The following is an 11,449-nucleotide window of genomic DNA, read 5'->3' on the forward strand; positions in this document are numbered from 1 at the left end:
GAAAGTGTAAAATCTAGTCAAGATTTGTTTAAAAGTAGGGAGAAAATACAGTGAAGAAGATTGATAATATTAAAATTTATACAGGAACATTCATCCTAGGCATCCTAATCTTAGCTATTTGTTTTATCTATAGATATTCATACATAGATATTTTAGGCTTTAAAAGGCCCCTTGCCCTGGCCAGTGTAATTTGTGCAGGCCTTGGTATATTAGGAAGTCTTATTGGCCTTATAGATGGGGTAGATAAGCACTTTAGGTCACCAATTTTAGGGCTTATCGTCCTTAACCTTGTGCTGATTTTTACCTATCCCATCCTAATAAGCCTAGAAAAGGCCCTAGCCCCTGTGGCAAGTCCATACAAGACCACATCGCCTGAAATCGCTCAGTCTACAAAGTTTAAATCTGACTCATCCTTCATAATAGAGGGTAAGCTCTATCAATTCCCGCTAAAACTAAAAAATTTCACCCAAAATGGCTTCACCTATTCAACCAAGGATGAAAATGGCAAAATCATAGCCACAATTTCACGAGAAGGCGATTCCTACCATCCAAACCCTACCTGGTTTACAGATGGGGTAAATAACGAAGTCTACAAGGAATTTTACCTCCTGGAGGCCTACTTTAATATGGACCTGGATTCTATAGAAAATAAAGAAATTAAAAGTCTTAAGGCCTCAGTTATTAATAACAACAGAGACTTTGAAGTAAGAGGAATCAAGCTAGAAGATTCTATCTATGATCTTCAGAATAGGTTTAAGGATGAACTTACAGAAGATTCAAACAATCAAAATCAAACAATGAAGGCCTACTACCTAGGGGCAAGTGATGGCTACAAGATAAAATTAGAGACCCTAAATGGCATAGTCCAATCCATAGAAATCTACAAAGAGTCTGACCTTTAGGGCAGGCTTTTTTCTTGGAGTATAATAGAAGAAAGGAGTATCTGCAAATGGAAATAATAGAAAAAAGTCTCATAAATTTATTAAAAAATGACTACAGTAAGTCTGGTAAAATCTCAAAAGAAAAGCTCTACGCCAAGACATATGCCTATGATGAGAACCTAATCCGCCTACTTTTATCGGATAAGCTTATAAGGGATAAGTTTTTTGTAAAAATAGATCAGACCTATATTTTTAAGCTCAATGAATTTGTAGATTTTATAAATAACCACGACCTAGTCTGCTCAAAAGAAGAGATAATAGATGATATAGGATATTTTTTCTACCCCTATGATTATGAAATAAAAATCGACGAGATCCCAACATCTTTCCTTGATAATATCTATCTAGAAAATTCTTCATGGATAGATTTTAAATTTCAAACCAAATTTCTTGTAAGATACAAGTCAAAGGATGACAATAAGGAAATAAGAGAGCTTGGTCAAATCAAAATCTACAGGGAAGATGATTCCTTTATAGATACATCCAAGGAAAATCCAATCAAAACTAGGACCTTTGACCTCTTAAGGGAAGACTTTGGCCACTATAGGGAAATTATAAAAATAAATAATAATCTTACCGGCTATATTTCAGTCTTTGCAGACCCTTCTTATTATATAAGCTTGACAGAAAATCTGGGCAAGGCTAAGACCAAAAAGGTTCTTGAAGGCCTAAATGACCTAATCCTCAAAGACACTTCCTATTTTGATAATAAGAATATGGGCTACCACACCCTAATCAAGGACTCCCTCCTTAGGGAATTTGACGGTTTTAGCCTATCCTTCCTAAAGATTGCTAATGTCTTAAATGATTTTTACGGGCCTTATAAGCTTATAGATATATTTGCCAAGGTAAACGAAAAAATAAAAATAGCCAGGTATAAGGAAAACACCTACACCTATGAATTTGTATCCCTAGCCCTCGACCAGCTAAAAGATATAAGCCAAAACAAGGTCAAAAGGCCTCAAAGTTTTTATAGGAAATATCTTTCTTGCCTAGAAATCGAATTTAGGGACAGCCTAAATATTTTTTCAAAGCTCAACGACTTTTACAATAAAATAGGGTCTAGTTCTGATAAATTAGCCGCATTTGAAGAAGCTATAGTATATGATATAGATCAATTGATAGAAAAACTAACCATAGAGCCATCTGATTATGAAAATCTCAAAAAGGATAGTAAAAATTTTCGCATAGGCCATTACACTTCCCTAGACAATCTCCAATTTCTAATCGATGATAGCATAGAAGAAATCGATGAAAAATATAGAAATAGGCTAAGACTTACCAATGCTAGGATGTTAAATGACCCGATGGAAGGCAAGGCCCTATTTGAATTTTTAAACGATGGAGATAGCGACTACCTAGCCAGGGATAATAACGGAAATAATAAAATCTATCTCTTATCAGCCTCATCTGCCGCTGATAGCCTGCCAATGTGGAAGCAATATGCTGATGATACCAAAGGAGTCTTTTTAGAATTTTCTAAAGAATTTGTAAAGTCAGTCATAAATGATAAGAAAATCCAGCTTATTAAGGTATTTTATATAGGCGATGGCAAGGAAGACCCACAAAGTGCTGAAATCTACGGACTTCTTAATAAATTAAAAATGGATTATAATTTCTATCTAGAAAAGATTAAGGAGACCTACAAGCTTGGAGAAAAAAATAAGTCTGAGCTTTTAAGGGCTATAAATAACGAAATTTATTTAAAACTTGATAAAATTTCCTATTATTTCAAAAAGGACCACTACGCCTACGAAAGCGAATATAGGATCCTTGTAGACCTAGACCAGGACCAAAACAGGGGTTATTTTAAGGAAATCAAATACACTAATAGGACCTTTCCTCTGCCATTTTTAGGCACCTACCTAGAAGATTACGACCTTAAATACCAAAGACTAATCTTTGGACCAAAGGCCATAGACAAGGATTACCTAGTCCCTTACATCAAATATTGCCTGGGCAAGGATATAGAAACTGTAAATTCAAACATAAGATATAGATAAAATAAGACAAATAAAAACTAGATGACAAGGAGAATTTTCCTGCCATCTAGTTTTTTAATCTAATAATTCTTTAAGTCTGCCTGTGACCTTATAATCGATCTTTTTAAGTTCTTTTATAGATTTAACTCCCAAAAGGGCCATGACTTTTACAAGTCTTTCCCTAAGCTCTAGAAGATAATCATAGCAAGCATCGTAGCCTCCAAGGGTCAAGTATCTTAGGGCTTCACCGCTTATAGCCGTCATATCAGCTCCTATTATTAGGGCCTTGGCCATATCTAGGGCATCTTTTATACCGCCTGAGCCTATGATAAATAGATCTTCTGATAGGTTTCTGGCATCGATTATTGCCTTGGCTGTTGGCACTCCCCAGGAGTAAAACTCTTTATAGTCTTCCTCAAAATCTCTCATATCTTCGATTTCGATGAAATTTGTGCCGCCAGAGCCGGCTATATCTACATATTTAATTCCCATATCTAAGAGGGTTTTAACAGATGCTTTTGAAAGGCCATTGCCTGTTTCCTTTACAATTATTGGGATATCTAGATTTTCATTTAAATTTCTAATATTGTCCTTCCAGCCCCTGAAGTCCCTATCACCTTCAGGCATGAAGAGCTCTTGGGCTAGGTTTAGGTGGACTTGCATGGCGTGGGCATCAATCATGCCTGCTGCGTTTTTGAAATCATCTAGGCTTCTTTCAGCTCCTAGATTGCCTATCCTTACAAGGTCCTTATCCTTTATGAGGCTAAAAGATTCTACCGAATCTTCTTCCTCAAGACCAATGGCTTGGCTGCCTAGGGCCATTGGTATGTTTAAGCTGGCACAGATTGATGATAGGTCTTCATTTATATCAGAGCTTACCTCTCCACCCCCTGTCATGGCATTTATCATGACAGGCATGGATATCTTTTTGCCTAGGAAGGTCACGCTTGTGTCTATCTCGTCTAGACTTAGCTCTGCTAGGGAATTATGCTCTATATAAATATCATCTAAAAGTGTTCCCCTAATAGGTTCTGTCTTTAGATAATTTTCTATATGTTCATCTTTTCTTTGTCTTCTTTTACTTGTCATCTCTACTCACCTTCTGATTGACCTTCTCCATCTATGCTTGGCATAGGTTCATATTCTATTATGTTTGATTCATTGCCTGAAGGAGCTTCCTTGGCCGGACTTTGATTTGGTTCTGGTTTGGCAGGAGTTGGTCTTTCTTCTTCTACAGGCTCTGTGCTTTGATTGTGGCTAGGTGTCTGTTCATATTCTTCTTCATGAGAATTCTGATAATTGTAGTTATTATTTGAATTATTATTGGTGTTATTTTGCCTATAGGTGTTGTTGTTATAGTTATAATTATTATTATAAGAAGGAGCTTGATTATAGACTGGAGCCTCATTGCTTGGTTGTGGCTTGGCTAGGTTTGGTATGAAGGTTTTAGTATCTGGAGTACTTTCCTCGCTGCTTTCCTCTTCATCGTTTGTTACAAAACCTGAGTCTTCTTCCTTCCATTTTGATAGCTTAAAGTCAGCAAAGACCTTATCCCTTATGGCCCAAGTTCCTTCTACATCTGGTATATAGTAGCTTGTGGCATTTATAGTCTCTTCATGGCCTGGAACTGTAAATGTTTCTACCTTATCTGATGAGAAAGTATCTATATTTGATAAGAGGTCAGCTATTACTGACATTGGTAGGTTGGTTTTAACATATTTGATGTAGGTTGAGGCTATTGTCATCAAATTCATTTGTTTAGATTTTTTGACTGCTTGGTCTACCATGGCCTTTACAAAGTCTTGTTGAGCACCTACCCTTCCTATATCTCCTGTTAGATAGATGTGTCTGGTTCTTAAGTACCACATGGTCTGTGTTCCATCGAAGTGGTTCATGCCAGGTCTGACATGAATGCCCCACTTATCTATTTCAACACCTTCTGGCACTTGGTAATCTACTCCACCTATAGCATCTACTATGTCTACTAGGGCCTTGTAATTTATTTGAACATAATAATCTATGTCAAGACCTAAGAAGTTCCTTAGAGTCTGGATGGTTAGCTCTATACCGCCAAAGGCATGGGCGTGATTTACCTTATCAAAGCTTGTTCTAATCTTAACCCTAGAATCTCTTGGCACTGATAAAAGCTTAATTGTTCCATCCTTGGTGTTGGCCTTAAGGAGCATTATGGTATCTGTTCTGGTAAAGTCTTCGTTATTTTCCTCACCTGCTGCCTGGTCTACACCGACCATCAAAATTAAATATTCATTGTCACTTTTCTTTACGGCATTATCTTCAAAGCCACTGCCCGCATAGGTTGGATCTGTCCTTTGGTTTAAGAAATCAAAGGCAAATTTGCTGCCTATAAAAGAAAGGGCAAAGACAAAGACGATTGCCAAAATCTTTTTTATTTTCATAATTTTCCTTTACTTGTAATCTTAGGTCATTATACCCTAAGTTCTAGGCCTGATACAGAAATTATAAAAAAGATTCCCCAAGTTATTTTTAGATCAACTTGGGGAATCTTTTATTTTACAATTTTTATTACAGATGATTTAAGATAAAGACTTCCAAAGCCTTCTACCTTGCCATCTAGGTCGTGGCCATTTACTTCTTCATCTAAAATCCTTACATTTGTGACCTTGCTTCCTTGTTTTACAACTTCAGAGCCCATCTTAAGGTCTTTGATAATTGTGGCCTTAGCACCATTTTCTATAATATTTCCTACAGCATCTCTTAGTTTTTTCTCTTCTTCTACGACTGGCTCTTCATCTGACCACTCGTGAAAACATATCGGGCAAACATACATATGGCCATCTTGGTAGGTGAAATCTTCACCACAGGCTGGACATTTTGGTAAATTTGTCATTTTTTCCTACTTTCTTAATTCTTTTACTAAATTTGAAATTAATTTGAAATTAGAATCCTTGCTATCAATGGCTAGGTCAAATAAGATTAGCTCAGTATTTACAAGGACTGCTCCCATGTCTCTTAGGGAAGCCTTAGCACCATCTTTAAGCTCATTGGTAAATGATCCAATGGCATCATCTACATAAAAAACATTTAGACCTAAATCTAGAAGGCTTCTTATAGTTTGGTAGATGCAGATGTGGCCTTCAGCTCCTGTTACTACAACATTTTTAATATCATTGTCCTTAATGAAGTCCAAAACTTCTGGAATTAGGGCATTAAAACTTGTCTTTGGGAATATTTTCTCATCGCAAAGCTCAGCAAGTATTCTCTCATCTGACCTGCCAAGGCCCTTTGGATATTGTTCTGTGGCTATGATAGGAAGGTCATAGGCCTTGAAGGCCTTTATTAAGCCGACTGTATTTTTTGTCACCCTCTCGCCTTCTTCTACACTTGTCATTAGCTTTGGTTGGATGTCTACAACCAAAAGTAGGGTTTTACTCCTATCTGTGTAAAGGCCGTCACTAGCTAGGCTATTTGTATAAAATTTGCTGTCTAATTTTCTTTCCATAAATCCCCCTGTCTTAGGTCTTTTTCCTTTAGCATCTTGTCAATTTTTGTTAGAATCTTGCCCTTGTTCTTAGCCCGGGAAGGATAGGCTATAGCATCCCTCAGCCCATCTCCTGTTAGCCTATTAATTACTATATCCTTATCCAAATGAGTGAGAATTTCTACTATAGTATCTACATAAAAATCCTCTGTCATGTCATAAGAAAGGTCATTGTCCCTATAGAATTTTTCAAGCCTTGTATCCTTTTCTATATAGAGGTTGTGGATTTTGATTCCCCAGGGCCTAATCTCATTTATATAGTTGATGGCTTTTTTGTAATCATCAATATTTTCATAAGGAAGTCCTATTATCAAATGGACCAAGGTCTTAATTTTCCTGGTATGTAATTTACGAATTCCAGAGTCAAAATCACCATGATCATAGCCCCTATTTATAAGCTTAAGGGTCCTATCATTTACACTTTGCATGCCTAGCTCTACTATAAGAAAGGTCTTCTTGGATAACTCTTCCAAAAGGTCAAGAACCTCGTCATTTAAACAATCCGCCCTGGTTGCAATGGCAAGACCTATAATATTTTCTTCTTCAAGTACACCATAGTAGATTTTTCTTAATTTGTCAATGGGGCCGTAGGTGTTTGTAAAATTTTGAAAATAAGCAAGATAAGCCTCATCCCTACCTGCTTTTGACAAGCGAGCTTTCTGGTAGACTATTTGATTATGTAGGGATTTTTTCCCATAAGTCCACTCTCCCGACCCAGATTCTGAGCAAAATATACAGCCATCACTTGATAATCTCCCATCCCTATTTGGACAAGTAAAGCCCCCGTCAAGTGGGAGCTTTATAATCTTTTTATTAAATTTAAGCTTCATATAGGAATCAAAATCCCTGAAGCGTTTTTTATTTATCTCCATCATCTTCCTCTAGCAAATATATATCTACGCAGGCCTTTGGCGAAATCCTCTTCTCTATGCCATCTTTTTCGATGATGGCAGTCATATCAAAGGGGTCAAATTTTACAATTTTTACCCTATCACCTATATCGATCCCCATGGACTCTGCATAATTTAAAAGACTACGCTCATCCCTTATCCTTCTTATGGTGTAGGTCGCTCCTGCCTTAGACTCGCTCATCCTCACTAGGTCACGACCCGTGCCTTCGTTATTTATATAGATAACTGATCCGTGGGGACAATATTTAGGGTGGCCTAAAAAGTCGTTTAGCTTATCTAAAAGGTCATCGGGTGTGGCTGATTGGAGCTTATTTGCTATTTCGTGGACGTCTTTCCATGAATAATCCAAGGTCTCCTGGAGAAAATATTCCCAAAGTCTATGCTTAGATATTAATAGCCTTGCTAGGCTTACTCCCTTATCTGTCAGAAAATTTGTCTTATCATCCTTTATAAGGCCCTCAGCCTTGAGTTTCTTGAGCATCTCTGTGACTGATGGTGGGCTTATGTCAAGAGCTTGAGAAATATCCTTGTTGGTAATTTTATCATTTTCCTGCATCAATTTGTATATTATTGTTAGATAGTCCTCTCTTTGAGGATTGATTTTTTCCATAATTTCTACTCCTATCTAAAATATACTTCTTTATCATGATTAAAGCTAAATAGCTTGCCATATTGATTGTTGCAATCATACCTGTTATGGATACATTAAAATTAATGGCAAGATAAAAACCTATGCTTGGATTTATAATTGAAGCAAGAGTCGCTAACAAGAAAGCTTCCCTAAGGCTTCTAGCAAATAAAAGAGCAATTGCAGCCGGCCCTATGAAAAATGAAATTACAATTATTGCCCCGACATTGTTAAAGGATGTAACTGCCACAAAGGATGTAATTGTCATCAGGCTATAAAAGATAAGACCTGTTGAAATTCCAACAAGGGATGCAAATTCTTCATCAAAACTTCCTATCTTTAATTTCCTATAAAATATGCCGATGAAAGCTATCACGCATATTAGGCTTAAGGCCGCTTCAAGGATTGATTTTGACATCTCTATCCCAAAAATTTGCGTCCTTATCATGGATGAAAAGATGACCTCGCCCATCATGACAATGTCTGTGTCCAAATGAACATTTCTAAAAAATTTGCTAATTAAAATCACCGCTATAGAAAATAAAAGCGGGTAGACTATGGCTGTGGCATCATCAAGCTTGGCAAGTTTGAGCTTGCCAATAGATTCTATCAAAAACACAGTCACTAGGCCCATAAGGCTTGCCCCGATTATTAGAAGTGGACTATCCAAATCCCTAACTAGGAAAAAGGCCAAAACTATGCCGAGTAGGACTGAGTGGCTGATGGCATCTGTCATCATGGATAGTTTTCTTAAAACCAAAAATATTCCAAGCAGCGAACATGATATGGATGTGAGTATTAAAACTATGAGTGCATCTGTCATTACTTCCTCCTTAGAATTTTTATGATTTGGGCAAGGATGGCAAAGCTTGCCTGGATAATTATTATCGTAGGTCCTGTCGAAAATCCTTTAAAGATTGTCGAAATATAAGAACCTATAAAGGCTGAAAGGGCTGAAATTACAATGGATATGACCAAAACCCTGCCAAAGGAGTGTGAAAGCTTACTAGCTGCGAGTGTCGGTAGAACCATAAAGGATGCTATTAGGATAACTCCAACAGCTTTTATACCTACACCTATGGTTAGGATTGTGATAAATAATACCAAGATATCCAGGATTTTGGTATTTATATTAACCATATAAGCAAATTCAGGATCAAAGAGATAGGCCTTGATGTTCCTGTAATTTATGGCAAAAATTATCAGGGCAATAAGAAGGACTCCTCCTATTAGCCAGATGTCATCTTCCAAAAGATAGGCAGCTTGACCGAAGATATAATTATCAAGGCCAGCTTGCCTAGATGATGCAAAGGCAGGATTACCCTGAATATAAGACTTAAAAACAAGTCCCAGGCCAAAAAATCCAGATAAGTATATGGCCATATTTGCATCTGGTCCTATTTTGGTATTCTTACTTGAATATTCTATCAAAAAATAGGAAAGGGCTGCTGAAAGGCAGGCCCCAATCAATAGCACCCAACTAGACTTCATACCTGTTAGGATGAAGGCTAAAACAAGGCCTGCATAGGTCGAATGGCCCATGGCATCGCCGATTAGGGATTGGTCCTTGTAGACATTTATAATTCCCACAAGGCTTGCAAGACTAGCAAGGAGAATTGTCCCTATGGCTATGATTTTAAATGAGTATGAAAATAATACATCCATATTAGCCCCTAAATCCCTTATCTATCTGACTATCAATGCCATCCACATTAAGAGGACCTGAATATTGGACTCCTCCATTTAAAACTAGAAGGTGGTCAAAATACCTATTTAGGCTGTAGATATTGTGGTGGACTGATATAATTGTCTTGCCCTTGGCCTGGAGGTTTTTAAATTCCTTGGCTATTATCTCTTCTGTCTTGATATCAACTCCTGTGAGCGGCTCATCCAGGATGTATAGGTCCACATCTTGGGCAAGGGCCCTTGCTAGAAAGACCCTCTGCTTTTGACCGCCAGAAAGCTTTGATATTTGCCTATCCTTTAAGTCAGCTATGCCCATTTCTTCCATGGCATGGTCGATTTTCTCCTTATCTATAGCTCTTAATTTCTTAAAGGAACCCAAATAAGGGAATCTTCCCATCTTTACAACATCATAGACCCTTATAGGGAAGTTCCAATTGACCGAATCTTTTTGGGGAACATAGGCTAGGTCAAGCTTGGCATCCTTAAGGTCTTTGCCTAAAATCTTGACCTCGCCCGAGTCTTTTTTAATTAGGCCAAGAACAGCCTTAAGTAGGGTGGACTTGCCCGCTCCATTTGCTCCTACTATGGCTGTTCTTGAATTTAGGGGGATAGTGAGGTCTATCTTAGAAAGTACCTGGTTTTTTTCGTAAGAGACGGAAAGGTTCTTTACTTCAATTGCAGGTCTCATTTAAGCTTACCTACTATTAAGTCTACATTGTGTTTGTACATTTTTATAAAGGTGTCAGCTTCCCCGCCTTCTTTGGATAGGGAGTCTGAATATAGCTCTTGACCCTCGCCTGATACTACCTCTGTTTCAAAACCTTTAGATTTTACAACATCTCTTAATTTTTCCATTCTTTCTGGATTTGTTGTTGATTCTGCAAAGATTGCCTTAATCTTGTGGTCTGCTATAAAGCTTGCAGTATCTTCAAGGTCCTTATTTGATACTTCAGAATCTGTTGAAACTCCTTGTGGGGCTAATACTTCAATCTTATATCTTCTTGAGAAATAATTGAAGGCATCATGTGGGGTGATTAAATATCTTGACTCTTCTGGGATTTTTGCAAGCTCTTTTTTGTTATATTCATCAAGATCATCGAGCTCTTTTATATACCTGTCGTGGTTTTTGTCAATTTCTTTAATCACTTCCTCATCATCTTTATAAAGCTCTTTTAACTTGTTAGCTGTATTAGTGAAGGCCTCCTTGTATAGGTCTATATCAAACCAGAAGTGTGGGTCTACTATAGTCTCCCCATCTTGGTCCATTTGACCAATCTTATCCTTAGGGAAGGTCTCTGTTACTGCATAGCCACTTGCTTCTAGGGCATCTACCATCTTGCCTTCAAAGTGAAGTCCATGGTATAAAACTAGGTCGGCATCCTTTATCTTATTATAATCTTCAGGCTTTGCCACATAAAGGTGTGGGTCTTCGCCAGCTGGGATAATCATTGAAAGATTAGCCCTATCACCTATTAGTTCCTTTACCATATCGGCTATAAAGGTGGTTGTAGCTGTGATGTTTTTCTTTGAAGGATCTGAACTCTCTTCGCTCTTTACTTCTTCTTTTGTCTCTGAACTTTTGTCAGTATTATTTGTTTTAGCTCCGCAGCCTGCAAATACTAGTAAGGCTAAGAGGCTAAATAATATTTTCCTTGTCATAATAACTCCTTTTAAAATTTTTCTTAAGTTTATTATAACATCTTTATTTATTTTGTCAAAATATATTTTTAGGTATACCTAAAAACATATTCAAGCAATCGAATAGGGGCTAAGATCTAGCC

The 11,449-nt window shown here is 37.3% G+C and carries 12 protein-coding genes; 2 read left to right on the plus strand and 10 right to left on the minus strand.

From position 1 onward, the window contains the following. Positions 1–50: 50 nt before the first annotated feature. Both ACCQ42_RS03740 and ACCQ42_RS03745 read left to right on the plus strand, forming a co-directional pair. The gene (locus ACCQ42_RS03740; RefSeq protein ID WP_410035429.1) at positions 51–902 is read left to right on the plus strand and encodes a hypothetical protein; all 852 of its coding nucleotides are present in this window, start codon (positions 51–53) and stop codon (positions 900–902) included. A 47-nt stretch (positions 903–949) separates the two neighbouring features. Then, positions 950–2,944: a DUF2971 domain-containing protein gene (locus ACCQ42_RS03745; RefSeq protein WP_410035430.1), complete on the plus strand. Its 1,995-nt coding sequence runs from the start codon at positions 950–952 to the stop codon at positions 2,942–2,944. Positions 2,945–2,998: 54 nt separating this feature from the next. On the opposite strand, the gene fni is transcribed toward ACCQ42_RS03745, so the two are convergent. The 10 genes from fni to ACCQ42_RS03795 all read right to left on the minus strand — a co-directional run bounded on the left by fni (position 2,999) and on the right by ACCQ42_RS03795 (position 11,327). Continuing rightward, positions 2,999–4,012 carry a type 2 isopentenyl-diphosphate Delta-isomerase gene (gene fni, locus ACCQ42_RS03750; protein ID WP_410035431.1) on the minus strand — a complete coding sequence of 338 codons (1,014 nt, stop codon included), beginning with the start codon at positions 4,010–4,012 and terminating at the stop codon, positions 2,999–3,001. 2 nt (positions 4,013–4,014) lie between these two features. Continuing rightward, the gene (locus tag ACCQ42_RS03755) at positions 4,015–5,340 is read right to left on the minus strand and encodes an LCP family protein (protein WP_410035432.1); all 1,326 of its coding nucleotides are present in this window, start codon (positions 5,338–5,340) and stop codon (positions 4,015–4,017) included. Between the two features lie 110 nt (positions 5,341–5,450). Further along, complete coding sequence (locus ACCQ42_RS03760; RefSeq protein WP_106461606.1) at positions 5,451–5,792, minus strand: zinc ribbon domain-containing protein YjdM; 342 nt, start codon at positions 5,790–5,792, stop codon at positions 5,451–5,453. A 6-nt stretch (positions 5,793–5,798) separates the two neighbouring features. Then, entirely contained in the window at positions 5,799–6,404 is a 606-nt protein-coding gene (locus ACCQ42_RS03765) for an isochorismatase family protein (protein ID WP_265214165.1), read from the minus strand. Beyond that, positions 6,389–7,315: a tRNA modification radical SAM protein MnmL/YtqA gene (gene mnmL, locus ACCQ42_RS03770; protein WP_410035433.1), complete on the minus strand. Its 927-nt coding sequence runs from the start codon at positions 7,313–7,315 to the stop codon at positions 6,389–6,391. The genes ACCQ42_RS03765 and mnmL overlap by 16 nt, the downstream gene beginning before the upstream one ends. After that, the gene (locus tag ACCQ42_RS03775; protein ID WP_311531139.1) at positions 7,302–7,964 is read right to left on the minus strand and encodes a metal-dependent transcriptional regulator; all 663 of its coding nucleotides are present in this window, start codon (positions 7,962–7,964) and stop codon (positions 7,302–7,304) included. Before ACCQ42_RS03775 ends, mnmL begins: the two co-directional genes overlap by 14 nt. Then, positions 7,897–8,805, minus strand: a complete 909-nt coding sequence (locus ACCQ42_RS03780; protein WP_410035434.1) for a metal ABC transporter permease — start codon at positions 8,803–8,805, stop codon at positions 7,897–7,899. The genes ACCQ42_RS03775 and ACCQ42_RS03780 overlap by 68 nt, the downstream gene beginning before the upstream one ends. Beyond that, entirely contained in the window at positions 8,805–9,647 is an 843-nt protein-coding gene (locus ACCQ42_RS03785) for a metal ABC transporter permease (protein ID WP_410035435.1), read from the minus strand. Before ACCQ42_RS03785 ends, ACCQ42_RS03780 begins: the two co-directional genes overlap by 1 nt. 1 nt (position 9,648) lies before the next feature. After that, complete coding sequence (locus tag ACCQ42_RS03790; protein ID WP_106461596.1) at positions 9,649–10,356, minus strand: metal ABC transporter ATP-binding protein; 708 nt, start codon at positions 10,354–10,356, stop codon at positions 9,649–9,651. Next, the gene (locus ACCQ42_RS03795; RefSeq protein WP_410035436.1) at positions 10,353–11,327 is read right to left on the minus strand and encodes a metal ABC transporter solute-binding protein, Zn/Mn family; all 975 of its coding nucleotides are present in this window, start codon (positions 11,325–11,327) and stop codon (positions 10,353–10,355) included. Before ACCQ42_RS03795 ends, ACCQ42_RS03790 begins: the two co-directional genes overlap by 4 nt. Positions 11,328–11,449 lie beyond the last annotated feature (122 nt).

Source organism: Anaerococcus kampingae (assembly GCF_046365475.1).
Classification (GTDB): Bacteria; Bacillota; Clostridia; order Tissierellales; family Peptoniphilaceae; genus Anaerococcus; species Anaerococcus kampingae.

What these genes read in the sequence shown, in the direction of transcription:
- ACCQ42_RS03745 (WP_410035430.1), top strand. Translation starts at nt 950, where the DNA reads ATGGAAATAATAGAAAAAAGTCTCATAAATTTATTAAAAAATGACTAC.
- fni (WP_410035431.1), bottom strand. Translation starts at nt 4,012, where the DNA reads ATGACAAGTAAAAGAAGACAAAGAAAAGATGAACATATAGAAAATTAT.
- ACCQ42_RS03755 (WP_410035432.1), bottom strand. Translation starts at nt 5,340, where the DNA reads ATGAAAATAAAAAAGATTTTGGCAATCGTCTTTGTCTTTGCCCTTTCT.
- ACCQ42_RS03760 (WP_106461606.1), bottom strand. Translation starts at nt 5,792, where the DNA reads ATGACAAATTTACCAAAATGTCCAGCCTGTGGTGAAGATTTCACCTAC.
- ACCQ42_RS03765 (WP_265214165.1), bottom strand. Translation starts at nt 6,404, where the DNA reads ATGGAAAGAAAATTAGACAGCAAATTTTATACAAATAGCCTAGCTAGT.
- mnmL (WP_410035433.1), bottom strand. Translation starts at nt 7,315, where the DNA reads ATGGAGATAAATAAAAAACGCTTCAGGGATTTTGATTCCTATATGAAG.
- ACCQ42_RS03775 (WP_311531139.1), bottom strand. Translation starts at nt 7,964, where the DNA reads ATGGAAAAAATCAATCCTCAAAGAGAGGACTATCTAACAATAATATAC.
- ACCQ42_RS03780 (WP_410035434.1), bottom strand. Translation starts at nt 8,805, where the DNA reads ATGACAGATGCACTCATAGTTTTAATACTCACATCCATATCATGTTCG.
- ACCQ42_RS03785 (WP_410035435.1), bottom strand. Translation starts at nt 9,647, where the DNA reads ATGGATGTATTATTTTCATACTCATTTAAAATCATAGCCATAGGGACA.
- ACCQ42_RS03790 (WP_106461596.1), bottom strand. Translation starts at nt 10,356, where the DNA reads ATGAGACCTGCAATTGAAGTAAAGAACCTTTCCGTCTCTTACGAAAAA.
- ACCQ42_RS03795 (WP_410035436.1), bottom strand. Translation starts at nt 11,327, where the DNA reads ATGACAAGGAAAATATTATTTAGCCTCTTAGCCTTACTAGTATTTGCA.